10 protein-coding genes are annotated in these 19577 nt (G+C 56.9%); 5 read left to right on the top strand and 5 right to left on the bottom strand.

Annotated elements, in window-relative coordinates:
• Nucleotides 1-17: 17 nt before the first annotated feature.
• From FS665_RS16755 to FS665_RS23735, 4 genes are all read right to left on the bottom strand, one after another.
• On the bottom strand, nucleotides 18-2192 hold the full coding sequence (locus tag FS665_RS16755; protein ID WP_060545877.1) for a Z1 domain-containing protein: 2175 nt from the start codon (nucleotides 2190-2192) through the stop codon (nucleotides 18-20).
• Nucleotides 2193-2201: 9 nt separating this feature from the next.
• Nucleotides 2202-4613 (bottom strand): DEAD/DEAH box helicase, encoded by a 2412-nt coding sequence (locus FS665_RS16750; RefSeq protein WP_060545879.1) that lies wholly within the window; start codon nucleotides 4611-4613, stop codon nucleotides 2202-2204.
• 412 nt (nucleotides 4614-5025) lie between these two features.
• Entirely contained in the window at nucleotides 5026-7029 is a 2004-nt protein-coding gene (locus FS665_RS23740) for a hypothetical protein (protein ID WP_227493130.1), read from the bottom strand.
• 295 nt (nucleotides 7030-7324) lie between these two features.
• The gene (locus FS665_RS23735; protein ID WP_256250384.1) at nucleotides 7325-7456 is read right to left on the bottom strand and encodes a hypothetical protein; all 132 of its coding nucleotides are present in this window, start codon (nucleotides 7454-7456) and stop codon (nucleotides 7325-7327) included.
• A gap of 147 nt (nucleotides 7457-7603) precedes the next feature.
• Here FS665_RS23735 and FS665_RS16735 point away from each other — a divergent pair, with 147 nt between their 5' ends.
• From FS665_RS16735 to FS665_RS16715, 5 genes are all read left to right on the top strand, one after another.
• Entirely contained in the window at nucleotides 7604-9700 is a 2097-nt protein-coding gene (locus FS665_RS16735) for an AAA family ATPase (RefSeq protein WP_060546522.1), read from the top strand.
• Nucleotides 9701-9782: 82 nt separating this feature from the next.
• A complete protein-coding gene (locus FS665_RS16730) occupies nucleotides 9783-10790 on the top strand; it encodes a YafY family protein (RefSeq protein ID WP_060537832.1) in 1008 nt (335 codons plus the stop codon).
• Nucleotides 10791-11883: 1093 nt separating this feature from the next.
• On the top strand, nucleotides 11884-13590 hold the full coding sequence (locus tag FS665_RS16725) for a dynamin family protein (RefSeq protein ID WP_060546520.1): 1707 nt from the start codon (nucleotides 11884-11886) through the stop codon (nucleotides 13588-13590).
• Between the two features lie 13 nt (nucleotides 13591-13603).
• Nucleotides 13604-15847 (top strand): dynamin family protein, encoded by a 2244-nt coding sequence (locus FS665_RS16720; protein WP_145190687.1) that lies wholly within the window; start codon nucleotides 13604-13606, stop codon nucleotides 15845-15847.
• Nucleotides 15844-18189, top strand: coding sequence for a dynamin family protein (locus FS665_RS16715; protein WP_145190684.1), 2346 nt, complete (start codon nucleotides 15844-15846; stop codon nucleotides 18187-18189). The genes FS665_RS16720 and FS665_RS16715 overlap by 4 nt, the downstream gene beginning before the upstream one ends.
• A 332-nt stretch (nucleotides 18190-18521) precedes the next feature.
• Here the strand turns inward: FS665_RS16715 and FS665_RS16705 are convergent, their stop codons facing one another.
• On the bottom strand, nucleotides 18522-19574 hold the full coding sequence (locus FS665_RS16705; RefSeq protein WP_060546516.1) for an ADP-ribosylglycohydrolase family protein: 1053 nt from the start codon (nucleotides 19572-19574) through the stop codon (nucleotides 18522-18524).
• Nucleotides 19575-19577: the final 3 nt, after the last annotated feature.

The following is a 19577-nucleotide window of genomic DNA, read 5'->3' as shown; positions in this document are numbered from 1 at the left end:
TGAGCTTTCCGTGTTTTTCAATCGTTGTTCAGGGTTTCGTGGGCGAAGATGGCCGTCGGAGTATTCTGCTGAGCAGAGATCACCGGCCAATAGAAGGGTGCGCCCGTCCAACCCTTTTCCTCCCTGCCGTTCTGCCGAATAAGAATCAGCATGGGATTGTCGATGGCGTACTTCTTGCGAATCTGGCCCTCAATCTTGGTGCTGTCCGGTGCGTCGGCATAGAGGGCATGCGAGCCCGCGCTAACGGTACGCTGGATTTCCCGATCGGTACGCACCAGGCACCATACTTTGTTTTGCTCGCTGGCATCATTCGGTAGGCTGGCCAGGTACTGGAGCGCAGAGCGTGCCGCCTCCCAGTCGAAGGTATAGCCCTCGCCCTCCTCCATTTTGAAGGTGGGCTCCAGGGTAATCAGTAGCTCAATCGCCACCGCTACAGGTATCAGGAACGGCTCATCAAAGCTGCCGTTACCGGCGAGCTGGTCGAGCTGCTGGTCGAGCTTCTCAGTGACCGGTCGCAGGTAGGTCTTGGGCAACACCTGGAAGCCGACGGGGAGGATTCGCTTGAATGGCTTGAGTGTGGTGGTTTGCGACAAGGCGATCTTGTTTGGACTACAGGGCTGCACAGCATTCCCGGGGGCTTTCTGGATGAAAACCACTGGCTGCTCGGGGTTTTTGGCCAGAGACTCGCGCAGGGCCACATCGCTCTCATGCATACGCTGCATGGCGGCGTAGATGGTCGGCTCGGTGTAGAAACGAGTCACAGCCAGATCCTGACGTGGACGGAAGCCGAACATGCGCGAGTGCTGCAGCACGGTATCCTGCTGGAACACGTTGGGCTGGCGACCGTAGTAGAAGCCGATCAGGTTGGCGATGGTGACCCCACGGTCAAGAATCTGGCCGCCGATGAAGATGTTCAACGGTGTGCGCAGTTTCAGTTGACCCTCATCATCTAGTAGCTCCTCAACCTGCTTCTCAGAGTTGACCTTGGTGCTCATCAGCCAGTCTTGCTTGAGCGCTGTCTGCACCTCCTGAGCGACCTCATCTAGCAGAGGGAGATAGTCCCCCTGTAGCTCGACCGAGGGCTGTAGCTCCTGGTAGGCGCGCTGAATGAGGCTACTCAACAGCTGTGGCTCCTGGATTACTGCTGCGCTGAGCTTTTCCTTGATCTTCTCGACCAACTCCTCCTGCCAAGCATGCGCGGTGGTATTGGCCTCTGTATGCACCAGGAAGCTGAACTTCTTCGCGGCCTTCCCAGCCTTCTTGTCCTGCAAGCGCCGGATACAGCCGCCGACGATGAAGTTGCAGATGGCATCGCGCAGGGTCGGGATCGCCTTACTAGTCAGAACCTCCTCCAACTTCAGGCGGCGACCGTCCTTCTTGCGCAGGATCTGCAATTCGTCCTGATGCACTGGCTGATAGAGGAACCTGGCCAGGTGACCGTCTTCCTGGCTGTCTTCAAAGTAGTAGTCGCTACCCACATAGGCGGCATTGACGGGGACCAATTCGGTGAAGGCCGGGCGAATCGGCTTAAAACTGTTGCCCTTGATCTGCACATCGGCAGGCTGCAGGTATAGCGAGTACGGGGTAGCTGTGACCTGCAGGAAGGCGGCACGCTCGACGATGAAGCGCAAGTGCTCGAGCTGGCGGGCGGTAACGTTGATGTCTAGTTCACCCCTGTCGCGCTTGAAGCCGACACTGGCGTAATCTGCCTCGTCGTCGATGATCAGCACGCGCTTGCCTTTGAGCTGCGGATATTTGCTTTTGAATAGATCGATGAGGCGATTGAGGTTGTCGGTCTGCTTCTTCACCACAAGCACCAGCTTCTGGTTCAGCTCGAAACCAGTCAGATGGCCAGGCATGGTCATGATGTCGAAGACCTTGAGCAGGTCGTTTTCGTCATGTGCACGGAACTCGCTCTTGATGCGCTCGTAAGTCTGCTTGGCCAGAGCCTTGGTACCCTTGGTCAACACCACCGCCACATCGAATTCATTATCGAAGGCCAGCGCCATGACCGCCAGGAAGGTTTTCGTCTTACCCGACTGGATCTTGCCCAGCAGCATGCCAGGGTGGTCTTCACTGGTCTTGCTTTTCATCAAGCGCTCGACGACTGACTCGATGCATTTACAATCTTCGCTGGAGTAACGTGCATCGTCTTTGACAAAAGACGGGTAGAAATCACCCTGCTTGTTCATAGTTCTTCCTTAAATCATCCAGCCCGCGCTGGCCCACTGCAGATTTTCTGGGTTCAAGTAGCGGTTGCTGACGCTGGCGAGCCGGTGATTGACGACGCTCTCCGCACATGCAAACAGCGCCTTGCACTGCTCAGGTGTTGGTTTCAAGTCGGCAGATTGTGCCGGTTGTAGCAGCCACTGGCCAGTAGCTGGGATATTCAGTTGAGCCCGCTGCTCGCTGATCTGAATAATCACGAACTCCTGACGCATACGCTTGCCCTGCAATCCCTGCCAGCGCAGCATGGCTCCGACCAGCGCTCCTTCGCCTAGCTCATTCCCCTGCACCACCGCGGCCAGGCCACCAAAGTCGTAATCACGAGCCTTGCTGAGCAGGTACTGCATGAACTGCGAATTGAGATCAAGCATATGGGTATCCGACCGATAGGCCGCCACCTCGCGATCCAAGGTGCAATCCATACGCGGCGATGCCTTGGGCGACATACCTAGCTCGCGCATCACTACCTCCGGCAAGCGGATACGCAACAGTTTGCTCCTGTGGGTGCGCTCGGCCACTTCGATACCTAGCTGATCGCACATTCCCAGCACGAAGCTGAGCAGGTGCTCTTGGGTAATTTCCAGCTCATCACGCAGCTCATTTGCATCTCCGCTGGCCGCGTACTCGAACAGCTCACGCTGCTTGGCGGTTGCCGTTTGCGCTTGACGCAGGGCTTCGTCGATCCGTTCGCGGGTACGCTCGATGCCCTGTAGGGTGGCAGCTTGCAGAATGTCCTCGACATCGATGAGCTCGGCCAGTTCACCGAGGATCTCGTCTTTCAGTCCGTCGTTGAATTCATCTTTCTGTACCGCCGCCATATCGTGAACCACGGAGTCGATGCGGTCGTACAGCAGGTCGATAATTTGCTGATCCATGGTGTCGGGCTGGTGGATGTTAAACACCACGACCTTTTTCTTCTGGCCGTATCGATAGAGGCGCCCAATCCGCTGTACTAGGCGCATGGGGTTCCAGGGCAGATCGTAGTTGACCATGATGTGGCACTGGCGCTGCAGGTTGATACCTTCGCCACCGGCCTCGGTAGAGATCAGGAACTGACCTTGATCCTCGAAGCGGGCAATGGCATCGCGGCGCTCGGCATGCCCCATCGAACCATTGATCAGTTCGACTTTGTTTGCACCGAAATGACACCGCAAGGTCTCGCAAAGGTAGTTTTGCGTCGTGCGGTACTCGGTGAAGATCAACACTTTCTCTCCAGAATTGGCCGCAAGAATCTTACGGATGACCTCATCGATGAAGAGCTGAAGTTTGCGATCGTTTCGCTTGAGCTGCTCAGCCTCCTCGATCAGCTCGCTCAGCAGCACGATTTCCCCGGCGAAAAACTCCTTGGCATCTGTCGCAAGCTGCTCTTCCCATTCGCCGAAGTAACGCTCATCGACAGGCTCATCCGCTCCCTGCTCGCCGTTGAGCTTCTTTTCCAGACGCATTAGGCGGTTGCGCAGCGCGTTGAGGATCGCCGCAGAGCTGGATGCAGCCAGCTTGCGATAGACCGTCATCACGAAGCCGATGGCATTACCCGTGCGGCCCATCTCCACACCAGCCGCGTACCCCTGGCGCAGGTAGGCCTGCAGGGTCTTGTCAAAGGCCTTCGACTCCTCGCTGGCAAGCACTTTCATGGCGCGCGTGAGCTTACCCTGGAAGATGAAGTTGCCATTAGCATCGGTCACATCCGCCTTGTGGTTGCGGTAGACCATGTCATGAAGGATTTCCGGCTTCAGATTGAGTAGCATCAGCTCTCGGCGACGCTCTGGACGCAAAAGCTCGAGCAAGGCGATGAACTTGTCCTGCATGCCTTGGTGAGGCGTAGCACTAAGCAGCAGCATGTGCTTGGCCTTACTACGCAGGTTGGCCGCCAACGTGTAGCGCTCTGAGCTATCCAGCTTCTGCCCGTACTGGCGGCGACTGAGACGATGCCCCTCATCAAAGATGACCAGATCCCAGGGTTCAGCTTGCAGCAGGCTGGCCAAGTGCCCCTCCTGTTTCAAGCGGTCCATGGAGCCGATTACTCGGTCATGCATCTTCCAGTGGCGAGGCTCATTGATGAAGAAATCCTCTCCATAGATCTCAAAGTCATCCAGCTTGAATTTGTAATGGAGCTCTTCCTGCCACTGCTTGGTCAGCCCGGCCGGGGTTATCAGCAAAACTCGCTGAATCAGCCCGCGTTGAGTCAAGGCGTGCAGCAACATGCCGGTTTCGATGGTTTTACCGAGTCCCACATCATCGGCAATCAGCCAGTTGAAGTTGCCCGAAGCCAGGATGTGGTGAACCAGGTGGATTTGGTGTGGGAGCGGGTCTATATCCAGGTGCGAAAGCGCTCCAGTGTTCTCGTTCCAGGTCTCGATGGCATGTGCAAGCATTCGTAAACGCATGCGCTCGGCATCTCGCTCCTTGCCCGTATCTGCCGTAACAAAGCGATGCTTGGGACCCTTGACCTGGCGCAGATGCTGGTAGGGCAACCAGTGTCGCTCGCCACTTTCCGGAAAGTCGACCAGTACTTGCTGGAAGCCCGCCAGGGTGCGTTGCTGCATTATGCTGCCAATGCCCAACGAGCGCATACCTGTGCCAGGTGTCGCATCCTGTACATCCATACCGTTCTGGAAGCCAGAGCTAACCAGACTGGCGTCAACCATGCCTTGGGACCGCTCTGGCATGAACCAGTTCACCTGTAACTGGGTGCCGCTATCTCCGTGGATAGCCATCTTTACCATGCCGCGACGGTGCTTTTCGCCGCTGGGCAGGGGTTGGCTAACCCAGCACCCAGCAACGTGAGTTAGGCTTTGATCAGGCATCGTTCAAGATTTCCTTGTTCGTTTGCGAGGCCATTGAATACGCCTCTACAGGCAGGGGTTTGTCACTCAAATAGCTGCCTGGCTCCTGAGGGTGTTTGGTTTGAAACACACCAAAAGCACGTAGTTTGGCTGTACGCTCAATACCCAATGGATCTCCCATGCCAAGGTCGCTGTACTCCTCGACAGGTAGCTCATGAGGGCTGCAGAAATTAAACGGCTGATTGGCGGGTAAACAGCCCTGTAGGTTGGAAACCCGAAACCAGAGAAAACGGTTGAACGAACGAAATGCTCGGCGAAGGCTAGGCCTGCCGTACCAATCCTCGAACAACGATTCGATGAACTGCTCGAGCTCTTCTATTTGCGGCAACGATTCAAAGGACCTAACCAGCAGCAAGGCTGTCGGCCATGACATCACATACTGCGACAGGTTGCTTGAGCCGCTCCTGTCATATGCAATCCAATAGTAGTCGTTCTCAGTCCAGAGCACTTTCACATGAGCAGCCAAGATCAGCTCCTCAGGGGTCATCCCTTTGTCAATTTCGCGCTCCAGCGCCAGCCGCGTGGCACCCCAGCCGCTCATCACAAAAATCTGCTGAACCAAAGGCAGCATCGCCAATGACCAGCCTGCTCTGCTGATCAGCTCTATGGCTTTCTGCAGAGCTCGATCTTCACGGCTAACCCTCCCATCAGCCAACTCTGCATCAGAACATGAGCTTTCTAAGCTGTCATAAATGTCATCCGGGTCGAAGGCATATGCAGCATATTCGTCATCGATATCTCGATCATCAATGACAAACTCATCAATCACATCAAAATTGAGCTCATCCTGCTCGACCAGGATCTCATCATTATCGAAGAAGTCACTCTCAGGCTCATAGCTATCCTGCTGATCAACTTGAGCCCCCCCGAAGAGGGGCTCGGATTCATTTCGAGCGCCCAGTTCTATGCCACCAACCAACTCTTGAATATCGCTGTCGCTGTAGTAACTCTCTGAACCAGCAGGTCTCGGCTTATCAAGCGGTGCTTTCTCAGGTGTCAGAGGCTGTCCAAAAGCTGCATCGCAGAGGTCGTCGACCGCCGTTACGGGTACCCGTGTTGAGTGTGAGTGCTCTACTTTCGAGTGAGATGCATGGCGCACCAAGATCTTGGTCCCCTGCGGCGTTGACGCCACGTCAACCGACTTGCGTGCCCGAGACAATGACAGGGTTTTACACTGCTCGGTAGAAGTGGCACACGTATCCTCAGCCGCTACAGGCACAAAAACTGGCGAAATGACCGTTTCGTTGCCGTCGCTCGCCTCCAGACCATGAGCGAGGCCTGCCAAATAAGACTCTTCGGGCTGCGACTTGACCGGTTCAGCCACTTCATCCTGCCAGATTGAGGAGGCGTCTAGTCCGGAAAAAACGCTGGCATCAGAGGTAATGTATTCCAGATCTGCCGCTGTAACTGCCTCGTCATCCATCTCGAAGGCGTGAACAACTGCTTGGGGCTGCTCAATGAAAGCGATCTTCTGCCTTCTCGCCAGCAAAGCACGCTGCATCACAGCCGCCGCCTGCTGCGGACGACGCTGCAACATGTAGACTCGCCCTAAGAGATCTAGAAGCTCGGGATCTTCGTCCTCCGCAAGTGCCTCCTCCAGCAGCTCCTCTACAGCAACCAGTTTTCCCGAGCTCACCAGGACGTTGACTGATTGCAGCAGTGGTTCACGGTTGCGGACTTTGCGAGTAGGCGAACGAGCAGCCTTATGACGCTCTAACAGGAGAATCAGCTCAAGCTTCTTCATGATGCCTGGCAGATCCGGATGATCCCGCAGGAAGTCGCTGACCACACTCTTGGCCTGGTCTAGTTGCCCATCACGTAGGATCTGGCCACACGAGCGCAACCAGTCGTCGGTTGCTCGCTCCGTCAAAAGATCCCGAACTCGCTTTTCCAACTCTGTGCTGCCGCGTTCCGCCAGCAAATCCCACAGGCTGTGCAACAGGTCTTCCCAATCCATTCTTGCCTCCAAACGTCCCTCAACTCATGGCCAAGACATGGGCACACCGTACCTGATTGGTCAGGTGTTGCACTCTGTTTTTGTCGCCGCCGGGTTACCTCTACCCTCGGTTGCATCCGAAGCCATGAGCGCCCTCTCGATAACGCTTAGTAGTATCAACCGACCACAACTGCGCGACTGTGGAAAGTTACTCGGCAAGTTGGCGCCATTGATCATACACTTGATACTGGAGAGGCCTGACACGCTCTGGGATGATGCCTGCTATCCGGTTGTGCAGCCCTGAGTCGCCAAAGCATTAACGCTCGTCAGCATTTGCCTTGCGCCACGCTTCGTACTCTCGCTCCATTTCCTTGTAATGCTGGTACAGCTCAAAACCCTTTTTGGCTATCACCACCAAGCCAACCGTCGCCAACAGGTTCTTCAGCATTGTTCATTCCTCTTCGATCAATGTTGTAGATGCCACACTAAGCGTCAGGCACGACAGCTTGTGTCGCGCCTGGCCAAGCACCGACACGACACATTTTGACCACCTACCCCCCCATCCTGGCACCTCCGAAGCATCAGGACGTCCACCATGGGTACTCGATTCCCCCCCTTTGTCTTCGACGGCCGTCGCACTGTCGACACTTGCGCACTCTCTCTGAAATGGAGTTTCCAGCTGCTGCTGGATCTGGGGGGGCATCGCACCTTCATTGGCCGACACGGGTTCAATGATGATGACCTGGCCTATGAGCTGGCCCTGGAGAAATGGTTGGACGATGACCAATACAAACCCGCCCCTGCCTTGGCAGCTCTACGCAAGAGCGCTCGTACCTTCCAGGCCACTCATCCGCAGGTAGACTACCCAGACAACCTGGCGGCCAATCTTGAGGCGCTGAGGGTGCTGTTGGGCCTGTCCGAAGCGGAGCTTCAAGTGCTCGGCTTCTGCGTACTGATGCACTGCGACCCGACCCTCAGCGATGCCACGGACCAGTTGGGGATGCTGGGGTTCAAACGTGCAATGAAAGTGCTGTCCGTACTGCTCGGGCTGCCACTGCCGACTGTGGAAACCTGCCTAGCCCACAACAGCCCACTGATGCGCACCGGCCTGCTGGAAATCAGCACCAGCCACCGTGCGGCAATGGCGCTGAGCTCGATGTTGTCGGTGAGCAACCAAGACCTGCCTGGCCTCCTGCGCTTCAGCAGAGGTACACCGCTGGAGCTGTTTGCCTACGCATTCCGTCTGAGTCAGCCTGGCACCTTGAACGCAGAGCACTACAGCCATGTCAGGCAGCCGTTGACCATCGCCGAACGCTACCTGAGCAAGGTCCTCGCCCAGCCGCGCCCAGGTGTGAACATTCTGCTTTACGGCCCACCCGGTACGGGCAAGACGCAACTAAGCCGGCTGCTTGCAAAAACCCTGGGCTGCGCGCTGTATGAGGTGGCCTGCACCGATAGCCTCGGCGACCCGGTATCGGCAAAGCAACGCCTGTGTTCCTTGCGCGCGGCCAATAGCGTGTTGCATGCGCAACGCGCCTTGCTGGTACTGGATGAAATCGAAGATATATTCCAGGCCGCCAGCGCCGAAACCGGCAAGCGCTCGCAGAAGGGCTGGATCAACCGCATGCTGGAAGAAAACACCCTGCCGTGCTTCTGGCTCAGCAACAGCATTGAAGCCATCGACGCTGCCCATATACGCCGCTTCGACCTGGTCATTGAAATCCCGAATCCGCCCCTGGCACAGCGTCAGCAAATGCTGCGTGAATGTGGCGCAGGCAAGTTGGGCAATGCATTGGTGGAACACCTCAGCGCGCATGACCAGGTGACACCGGCCGTACTGGAGCGTGCGGTGCGCGTGGGGCGCAGCGTAGCGCCGCGCGCCAGCAAGGTGCTGGACAACACCATCCGCTGCATCGTCGACGGCACCTTGAAAGCACAAGGCTTCGAGAAGCTGCAGTGCAATGAGCGTTTGCTGCCAGCATTCTATTCGCCCGCCTGGATAAACGCAGACCAGCCCCTCGACGGGCTGGTCGACGGCTTGCGCTCCCACGCCCAGGCACGCCTGTGCTTCTACGGGCCGCCGGGCACTGGCAAAACGGCGTTTGGCCACTGGCTGGCGCAAGAGCTGGGCAAAACCTTGATGGTTAAGCGCGTCTCCGACCTGGTATCGCCCTACGTGGGTACGACCGAGCAGAATTTGGCGCAGGCATTCGATCGTGCCCAGCAAGAAGACGCGGTTCTTCTACTGGATGAGGTCGACAGCTTTCTGCAGGACCGGCGCAAGGCGCGGCAAAGCTGGGAGGTCACAGCGGTCAATGAAATGCTCACGCAAATGGAAAGCTATCGAGGACTGTTCATTGCCTCGACCAACCTGATGAGCGACCTGGATGAAGCCTCTTTGCGCCGCTTCGACCTCAAGGTGCATTTCGGCTACCTGAAAGCCGCCCAGGTGCAGGCACTGTTTTGCGCCCACCTCAAGGCACTGGCGCTCAAGGACCCGCAAAACGCTGCTGCAGCGCGCTTGGGTGGGGAAACCTGCCTGACTCCCGGCGACTTCGCCGCCGCCGCGAGACGCGGGCGGTTCAAACCCTTCGCCAACGCCAACGAGCTGGCCACCGCGTTGATTGCCGAATGCCGCTTGAAGCCCACGGGGCAACAGCGCCCCATCGGTTTCGGGCAGTGGACAAACTAAAGCTTGCAGGTTTTTCGCCGTTAGGCAGACTAAGCGCTCTTGCTAGCCAAAGGCCAGCTTCGAAACTACAAGGATGATTCTCTTGCCTTCAGCTAAGACCCACAGCGCGTTGAATCGGCAATGGGAGCTGCTGCGGCAGCTGCCGAAACGCGCTCCCGGCATCACAGTGAGTGAGCTGCTGGCCCGACTTACGACCGCAGGCTACTCTATCAGCCGCCGCAGCATCGAGCGCGACCTGCGTGACCTGTCGCTGGTATTTCCGTTGCAGTGCAACGACGGTGGAACGCCCTTCGGTTGGTATTGGAAGCCGGGCGTGAGCGTCGAGTTGCAGGGCATCACCCTGACTGAAGCCGTCAGTCTGGCGCTGGTCGAAGATGCCGTGCGCCCGCTCCTTCCAGGCAGCATGTTGAGCGCGCTGGAACCACGCTTCGAGCATGCCCGGCAAAAGCTCAAAGGCCTCGAAGACGGCAACCCAGCCGCCCGCTGGCCCAACAAAGTGGCGAGCGTTCGACCAGACTTCAATCTTCGAGCACCGGAAATTCAGGCAGAAATGTTGGAGGCACTGCAACACGCCCTGATCAGCGAGCAGCAAGTCCATTGTCAGTACTATTCGGCACACACCGACAAACTCAGTGAACTGACTCTCAACCCCCTGGCCATTGTCCAGCGTGGGTTGATCACATATCTCATCGCCACCGCCGTACCCTATACAGATGTCCGTCAGTTCGCGGTGCATCGCTTTCGCGCGGTAACGGTACTCGAAACTCCGTGCCAAGGGCTGGAGACGTTCGAACTGCAAACCTACCTGGCCACTGACGCCTTGCAGTTTGGAAAACCGGAGAAGATCCAACTCAAGGCCTGGGTGAGCGAACACCAGGCAAGGTTGATTCGAGAGACGCCGTTGAGCACGGACATGGTGCTAAATGAACTGTCTAATGGTTTTCAGGTACAGGCGACCGTCAACAATACCTGGCAACTACACTGGTGGATTTTGTCTTTGGGTGATTCGTTGGTAGTCCAGGAACCGCCGGAGTTACGCCAGCAGATGGGAGACACATTCCGGCGGGCGGCTGCAGCCTATGCGAAATAGGAAGGGCAGGCGAGCTTGGTGTAAGCCACCCGGAGGGAATCCAGCCTGGCGGATCAATGCTCATTGCCTATTGCGAAACGGTCGTTCCGACCTGGCCTTGAAGATTTCTAGCCGGGTAGGTGGTGGCGGTACTTGGCATCTTTCCCATTGCAATCATCCAGCCCTTGAATTTCTTGCTTTCCGAATCGCTTACAAAATCGCTCACAGAGTGTTCTCCAGATTCGACTCCGCCTCCAGTAAACGCAGCTGGTCGGAGATCAGGCGAGACAGCAAAGTGCCGCGGAGTTGGGTGAGGGCCTTGGGAGCCCTACGCTTCGCATACATCCGCACGAAGACGGGAGTCGCCTGCAAAGGCCGCAATCAATGCTTTAACTGCGTCTGGATTTTATTCCCGCCATTACTCGGTGTCCGCCAAATTTCGCGTTAAGGAGCATATCGCCCTGGCCTCAAACTCCTTAAGCTTTAATTACATTTCGCCGCCAAAAAAATGAAGCCTTCGCCAAATGCTTTTTGGCGAGAAAGTAGCTTGGCCGGCTTTCGTTTTATCCCTACCGCTTGCAGTCACACGTGCAGCGCCTGAATGCTGGTTAAGCATACAGGTAAATATTTCAATCATGCACCTCCGCGCAAGGCCTTGAAAATGAGCGCTGCATCTGAAGAAAACCCCGGGATATGGGCGTTTTGTTGACAGTTTACCATACCGAATCAAAGTGCCATCATACAGACAGAACAGATAGCGCCGATCTATTGGTCACCCAACGCAATCTCATCCGGGAAGCGATATGCCATCAGTTATTGGGCATGCGCGATCAACACCCTACAGACAAGGACGTGTGCATGCCTTTGCCCTCCCCTTCCATTGCACTCAATGCTTCTGTAACAAGACCACGAGCCAAGCAGTGACGCACTGACCTCGTGAACGGCCCTGAACGCGACCCGAATGCGGCAACTGCGGTTGTAACCTTCTCGGGCCGGCCCCCTTCTCGCACGACGAGAAAAGACCAGCGATTACTTGAATATCCCAACGCATAAGCCTCTGTGCACCCTATGCCATGCCTTCGCGCAGACCATCAACACTTAAAGGAATATCACCATGCTCGAAAGCCAGAAAGAGTTCGCCACTTACTTGAAGAAAATGCAGGTGCTGCTCAATGACCAAGCGTTTTCATTCGATCAGTCATTGCTACCAAAAGTGATGGAGACCGAGCTTGTGGTGCCCGTAATCGGGGCCTTCAGCGCCGGTAAAAGCTCGCTGTTGAACGCGCTGATGGGCCAGGACATTTTGCCAGTTGGAATCGCGCCGGAAACTGAACTGGCGACCGAACTGCGTTATTCATCTGAGCCCTATCTGCTGGCAATCAAACCCGACGGTGTGCAGGAACGTTTGCCTGTTGAAGCGCTGAGTACCATCAATCGTCGTTCCAGCGAGTTTTCACACTTGCGCCTGTACCTCGACAGCGAGGCGTTGAAAGCCATTGCGCCCTTGGTGCTGGTCGACATGCCGGGCTTCGGCTCATCGCTGGAAAACCACAATAAGGCCATTGCTTACTACCTGCCGCGCGGTGTGCACTTCGTGGTGCTGACCAGCATCGAGGACGGCAACATTACGCAGTCGATGCTGCGCAAACTCGACGAGCTAAAAACCTACAACACCGATTTCACCTTCCTGCTGAGCAAATGCAACCTGCGCGCCGCCGACCAGGTTGAAGACGTGCAGGCCTACATTGACGACCAGCTCGGGGTGTATTTCGGCGAGCACTACCGCAGCATCACTATCGGCAACCGTGGTGGTGAAGAACTGACAAATGCACTGACCGCATTGCAGCCTGACGTGCTGTTCTCGCGCCTGTTCATCGACATCCTCAAGGACCAGAACTTCGAAGTACTGGCGCAGATTAACCTGGCGCTGAGCATGCTGAAAAAGGACAAGGCCGAGAGCGAGCAAACCGCACGCGCACTCGAGCAGGCCTTGGCCAAGCTGCTGGAGCAACGCAAAGACGTCGAGTCAGACCTGAAAGATCGCTACTCGGGAAAAATGCTCGACCGTAGCCTGCGCGGCCTGGACAACGCGCTTAATGACTCCCTCGACGAGCTGGTCACCTTGGGCAGCAGCAAGAACCCGAGTGCCCTGTCGAATGCACTCTCCGACATCATCCGCAGCAGCCTGTCCAGCACGATCAAATCTGAAGTGCAGGACATCTCCACCAACATGGTCGACCGGATTGCCAGCAACCTCAGTGCCACCAGCAGCCAGATGTCCGTACTGGACATCAGCGGCAACTGGAGCGAGGAACTTTCCAACAAAGTCAAGTTCTCGCTGGAGCGCACCACAGAAATGCTCAGCGACTGGTCGACACGCCTGAGCAATCGTGCCGAGGAAGACAAGAACAGCGGCGTCATGCTCTACCGCAGCCTCTCTACCGTGCTCGCTGTCACCACCACCGTGGTCAATCCGCTGGTAGAGCTGGTGATCATCTTCTTGCCCGAAATTCTCAAGATGTTTAACGGTGGCGGTAACGAGCGCGAGAAGTTTCGCCAGAAACTGACCGGCGAAGTGTTCCCCAACATCAAGGCGGAACTGCGCGGAAAAATTCCTGCAATCATCGACGAGCAGCTCAACGCCATGCTGAAGAAGATCAGCGACGGTTTCGAAGAGCAGATCACCAAGCAAAAGCATGTGATCGACTCAATTGCACAGGAAAGCCTGCAGCTTGAAGCGCAGATCAGCGAGAAGACTGCTGTGCTGGAAAACCTTGCCACCGCAGTAAAAGCCGCTGCAAACGAACACCTCTACAAGTAAGGCGAACGACATAATGGCTTACCAATCACTCGTCGCTTTTAGCGAAAGCCTGCACACGCTGGCAGCAAGCAACCAGGACCTGTTTGAGCGCGAAATCGAGCAGTTCAAGCGGCTGAACGGCATCGACCAACCGCAACAGCTCGCGCAAGCGTGCCAGACGTTGCAGGACCAGAACCGGCTGATGAACATCGGTATTGTTGGTCGTGTGAAAGCCGGAAAGTCATCGCTGCTCAATGCGCTGATTTTTAATGGCGAACCGATCCTGCCGAAGGCCGCAACACCCATGACCGCTGCACTGACCACCATTACCTGGGGCGAAGTGTTCCAGGCCAAGGTTGAGTTCTACAGCGAAACGGACATCGCCGCGATCCGCTTCAAATCGGACCAGTTCGAGCAACGCCTTGCCACGCGCAAGCGCGAATGCTTGGAAGAGCTGGTGAGGCGTCGTAACGCCCAAGCCAATAGCGCGCCCCTCGATATGGCGCAACTGACGATCATGGCCGATAAAAAAGCCTTGAGCGAACTGCAACGCGAAGAAGGCTTGTTCGCGGCATACGACCAGTTCCAGCGCATGAAGAGGTCAGGGCTCGATGCGGCCACCCTGCACTTGCACAGCGAGATTCAGGCAGGTAACCCGAAAGAGCTGGCGGCTCGTCTGCACAACTATGTCGGTGCCGACGGCACGTACATGCCGTTCACCAAGACGGTTCATGTCGCCATGCCGCTGGAGGCACTACGCGATATCTGCATCATCGATACCCCCGGCATGAACGATCCGGTCCAGTCGCGCGAAGAGCGCACGGTCGAATTGCTGAAAACCTGCGACGTGGTGTTCATCGTCAGCCCGGCCGGCCAGTTCCTCAATGAGCAAGACCTTGAGGTGATGGGGCGTATTACCCAGAAGGAAGGCATTCAGGAACTGGTACTGGTGGCCAGCCAGATCGACACACAACTGTACGGCAGCGAAAAACGCGCGCGCTTGAGCGATGCCGTGGAAGCCATCCGTGCCCAGCTGTCGGCACGGGCACAGAGCACCCTTGCAGACCTCAAGATGAGCAGCCCGGAAGTGGGCTCGGTGTTCGACAACCTGATCGGATCGGTACACCGTAACCTGCTGCATAGCTCCGGCTTGTGCCACAGCCTCAACCGCCGCTTCGAAACGCCCGAAACCTGGGACTCGAACGAGCAGGTGACCTGGGACAACCTGTCCACCGATTACCCGGATTACTTCACTCGTGACAACCAAGCACTGTCGTTGAGCAGCCTGGACAGCTTGGCAAACATTGACGCGATCAACGCCATGCTTGCCCAGGTCCGCGAGAAGAAAACGGAGATCACGCGGGAAAAAATCGCCAACCTGATGGTTCGCAAACAAAAGAACCTTGAGGCATTCAAGGCGCTGATCATCACCCTGGCACGCAACCAGGTCATCCAGATAAAGAACGCCAACGTCGATCAGCTGGACGAACAACTGGCTTCGCTGGAATCGAAGCGACTGGATCTCTCGCTGGAACTGGATGTCAGCTTCAAATACACCATGGCCGACTACCGCCAGAAGTTGCGTGACGACATGCGCAAGACAGCTGCGCAATTGCTTCGCGAGACGCAGTCCACTGTCAAAGACGCGGAAGGCTCTTTCAGTGAAACCATTGTCGTCGACAACCCTGGGGTTGGCAGCTGGTTTGCCCGCAAGCTTTGGGGCGGCGGCACTACCGAGAAAACGGTCGTCCGCGCCAAGATCATCAGTAGCCAGGTCATCTCCACCATCAACGAGTTCATGAACGACATCCAGGATGAGCTGGGCGCCAAGGTGGAGAGCTCTCATCGCGGGTTGAACGAAGAACTGGCCCGGACCCTCACGCCCAAGATCCGTGAGGTGCTTGAACAGGATGCCAATGCGCAAATGATCAAGCTCGCGATTCTTTCGATCATTCAATCGATTCCTGACGATGACTTTGACTTGGGCATTTCGTTGCCTGACTCCCTGAAAAGCAACGGCACGCTCAAGGGCTACGAGGCCGAACGTTTCAAGGATGCCGCCGATGACTTCATCGGCTCGTTGGGTAGCAAGGTCAAAAGCAAGATCAGTTCGTTCATCAACGATGTTGAACGCAACGCACCTTCCACCATCTCCAACTCCTTCGTCGATGAGATTCAACGCCGGATCAATGTGCTCAAGGATCAGGTCGACAACGCGGCTCAAACCATTGACCGGCTTGAACGTCTGGCACGCAAGGCCGAAGAGGTCACCCTGTGAGCAACCCGCCAGCCATTCATGAACAGGCACGCTCGACGCTGGAGTCGCTGTCCCGCTTCTGGCAGTTCAAACGCAAGAAGCTGGCAGCTGAACTTCAGGGCCACCTGGATGATGCCCAGTGCCAGCTCGACACGTTTTTCAGCACCAATCAGCAATTGTCCGCGCTGTGCGCGGGCCAGAACGACGAAATCGGCGAGCTAAAATCGCGCAACGGCTCGCTAGTCGATGCGTTGCAGCTTGAAACAACCAATTTGGCCTCGACCTCCGAAGCGTTAGCGCAGGAGAAGGGCAAGCTCCAGAAGGCTATGCTCGCACTGGCCCAGGCCAAGGTGTACGCCAAGGATCTGGAAGAGCGGCAGGCTCAGGCCATGGCCCAGATCGCAGAGCTCGAAGAGCACCTTGCCGATCACAAGCAGGAGCTTGTCGACAAAGAGCGGTGCATTCAGGAACTCCAGCACACCCTGGCCGATACTCGACAGCAGATCGAAGCGCTGAACAACGTCAAACAGCGGTTGACCGAGCAGTGCGCCGAGCAGACTGAGCAGATCCGCACGCTGGAGTCGCGCAATGAGACGCTCAGCGACCAGTTGCAGGCAGAACAGGCCAATACGGCAGAGCTGGAAGCACGCAAGGACCAGGCGCTTGCCGAGATCGCCACCCTTCAACAGCAGCTAGCAGATCGCAAGCAGGCGCTGGTGGAAAAAGAACAGCGTATCGCTGAACTTGGGCACACCCTCTCGGACGCGCAACAGCAGATCGAAGCACTGACCGACGCCAAACAGCAGTTGGCCGAACAGTGCACCGGGCAGGCTGTACAGATCGACTCGCTGGAGTCGGACAATGAAGCGCTAACAACCCAGTTGCAGGCAGAACGAGCCAATGCGGCCGAGCTGGAGGAACGCAAGGCACAGGCGCTGGCACAAATTGCCGAGCTGGAGACGTACCTGGAGGAACATAAGAACCAGTTGATTTCCACGGAGCAGAACGTCGACCTACTGGAAAGCCTGACCGAACAACTGAAGGCCTCCCAGCAGCACCTGGAAGACAACTACGCCGACATCAACAAGCAGCACCTGTCGCTAACCGAGAAATTTTCCCTGGTGAGCAAAGTCCTGGCCCAGCAACCGCCCGGTAATGAAGAGCTGGCCAAATTCGCCGACCTGATCAACCACGACTACATGGAGTTCGCCAGCCGAGAATCGTCGTTGGCCGGTGAAGCCCAAGCAGTGCTCGACATGCAGGCGATCCTCGCCGAGATGCAGATGCTGAACAACTTCCCGAGCATTGCCGGCAAAACCATCCTGAGCATTGCGGGTGGTTTCAGCAGCGGAAAGTCGGCGTTCGTCAACAGCTTCATCCGTAACCCGAGCGTGAAGTTGGCGACCGGCATCAACCCGGTGACCGTGGTCCCCAGCTACGTGGTGTGCTCCGAAGAAACCCGGATCAAGGGTTATTCGTATAACGGTGGGGCCATCGACCTGGAGCCCAGCCTGTACGCGTCGATGTGCCACGAATATGTTCAGGCCTTCGGCTTCGACCTGCGGCGCATCCTGCCCTTCATCAGCGTCAAGGTTCCCATGGACCCGGAGCTGTTCGGCAACCTGTGCATCATCGATACGCCCGGCTACAACCCGGGTACCACGGGTGGGGCCGCGGCCTCCGACCGTAGCACTGCAGCCTCCCTGGTCAATCAGGCATCGGCGCTGGTCTGGGTCATCGGCCTTGACCCGGCCGGGACCATCGACCAGTCCGACATCGAGTTCATCGAGTCCACGCCGTTCCGCGCAGAGTCGCTGTATATCGTGTTGAACAAGGCGGATGTGAAGTCTCAGGACGATATTCTCGAGATCATGGAGCAAGTAGCCGACGACCTGAGTTTCGCGGGTATCGAGTACGCCGGCATGTGCGCCTATTCGTCCACGCGCAAGAAAGACTACCCCTCCAGCGGCCTGACGTTCGAGCAGTTCCTGCGCTCGATCAACCGTAAAGTGGATGTAGTCGGCAAGGTTAACAGCAAGCTCGATACCGTATTCGATGCCTACAAGCAGGCCATCCAGGCCGATATTGCGCAACTGGAAGGCCGCAAGGGCGAGTTCAATGCGTTCAAGCTCGATGCGCTGGAAATAGGCGGAACGGCGCTGTTTGACAGAATTGATCGAGCATTCCCCATCTCTGAGCAAATGTTCGATTCTTCCGGGCTGGAAAAACTCGTTGATGAATGCGAAGGCCTTCGTCGAACGCTCAAGCTGGCCGCTCGAAAAGCCCTGGAGGTTTGCGAACTCGTTCGCACCAGAACCTCTGTCGAGCCTGATGACTTCCTTCGCACTCGAATACGCCGCTAAACGCCGGCACACAGCGTGTTACTAACCCAGGCCTGCCTGCTGGCAGGCCGTTGCTGGCCAGGGCGCTGAACCCTGGCCTGTGCGCTCAAAATCGCCGCCGCGCCAGCAACTCCGCCAACGCCCCTTCAAGCCACCCTGCGGTGCGCATCTTCAGTGCCTTGCTCCCGCACCTCGGGCACTGGTCAAACCACTCGCCGGGCATCAGCACATCACTTTGCGGTGCCACTGTCTTTGTCCAACCGCATCCTTCACATTCAAAGGTGAAGGGCCTGGGTTTGATGGGCATTCTAAAGCTCCTTGGTCTCTTCGCTGATGTATTGCCATCGGTGCATTCAACTGCCCGGATAAGCCAATTCGATCTGCTCGTCGAACGCGCCACCAACCCCGCAGTAATCACGTGGAACACGCTCAAGCTCCTCGGCTACCTGCACGATCACCTGGCGCAGTTCCAGGCGTTCGAACCAGCGGGCAGGAATGGCAGCAGCACCATACTGGGCACCCAACAAGTGCCCGGCGACAAGCCCTGTGCTGTTGCTATCGCCACTGTGATTCACCGCCGTGATCACCCCTTCTTCGAGTGATCGTGCTGTCAGCGCACACCACAGTCCAATCGCCAGCGCCTGCTCGGCAACCCACCCACCGCCAAGGTCGCCAATGCGTTGCGGGGTGGGTGTATAGCCCTCGTAGTAGAAAAACAGCACGCGCTCGATGAGGCTGCGCGTTTCTTCCATACCAGGTACTTGCCCATATTTGGCCAAGCTTTGAGTTACCGCGTGTTCCAGGCTGTCTTGTCTTTCGACAACACGCTGAAGAATGTCGGCGAATAGCCCTGCCGCCAGGTAGCCCGTCGGATGCCCGTGCGTCAGGCGTCCAGACTGCGCCGCGTAGTCAAATGCATTGGCAAAGAATGCACAGGGTGCAACACGTACCAAGGCGCCGCAGCCCTTGCTGTTGTTCTCGGCAACCGCTCCCAACCGCGCGCTGGCCTTTAGTGCATTCAGGCAAGTTGTGCCTGGGGAGCGACGAGACCAGAGTTCGACTTGCTTGATCAGCCAGCCATCTGTGACGATCGGTATCGCAGAGGGGTAATCCTGGGTCATCAGCCAGCGCAGCAACGCTTGGTGAACAATGCTCGGGACATGGCACGCCTGCCGTAAACTGCCAAGCACAAAAGCGCGCAGCAAACCTTCTGCGGTGAACAGCATCATCTGCGTTTCGTCGCTGATGGCGCCGGTGTTGCCGTAAGCCGGGGCAAAATCAATGATGCCCTGCGGACCGAACTTGGCTTCGATGGCAGGCCACTCAAGAAACTCCACGGGGGCGCCAAGCGCGTCTCCGACAGCACCACCCAGCAGGCAGCCTTTGATCCGTTCAAGTCTGTTCATGCA

The sequence above is a fragment of the Pseudomonas sp. URMO17WK12:I11 genome, assembly GCF_007677725.1.
GTDB lineage: Bacteria > Pseudomonadota > Gammaproteobacteria > Pseudomonadales > Pseudomonadaceae > Aquipseudomonas.
This window is presented reverse-complemented; position numbering and strand designations above follow the sequence as displayed.

What these genes read in the sequence shown, in the direction of transcription:
- FS665_RS16735 (WP_060546522.1), top strand. Translation starts at nt 7,604, where the DNA reads ATGGGTACTCGATTCCCCCCCTTTGTCTTCGACGGCCGTCGCACTGTC.
- FS665_RS16750 (WP_060545879.1), bottom strand. Translation starts at nt 4,613, where the DNA reads ATGCGTTTACGAATGCTTGCACATGCCATCGAGACCTGGAACGAGAAC.
- FS665_RS16755 (WP_060545877.1), bottom strand. Translation starts at nt 2,192, where the DNA reads ATGAACAAGCAGGGTGATTTCTACCCGTCTTTTGTCAAAGACGATGCA.
- FS665_RS23740 (WP_227493130.1), bottom strand. Translation starts at nt 7,029, where the DNA reads ATGGATTGGGAAGACCTGTTGCACAGCCTGTGGGATTTGCTGGCGGAA.
- FS665_RS23735 (WP_256250384.1), bottom strand. Translation starts at nt 7,456, where the DNA reads ATGCTGAAGAACCTGTTGGCGACGGTTGGCTTGGTGGTGATAGCCAAA.
- FS665_RS16725 (WP_060546520.1), top strand. Translation starts at nt 11,884, where the DNA reads ATGCTCGAAAGCCAGAAAGAGTTCGCCACTTACTTGAAGAAAATGCAG.
- FS665_RS16705 (WP_060546516.1), bottom strand. Translation starts at nt 19,574, where the DNA reads ATGAACAGACTTGAACGGATCAAAGGCTGCCTGCTGGGTGGTGCTGTC.
- FS665_RS16720 (WP_145190687.1), top strand. Translation starts at nt 13,604, where the DNA reads ATGGCTTACCAATCACTCGTCGCTTTTAGCGAAAGCCTGCACACGCTG.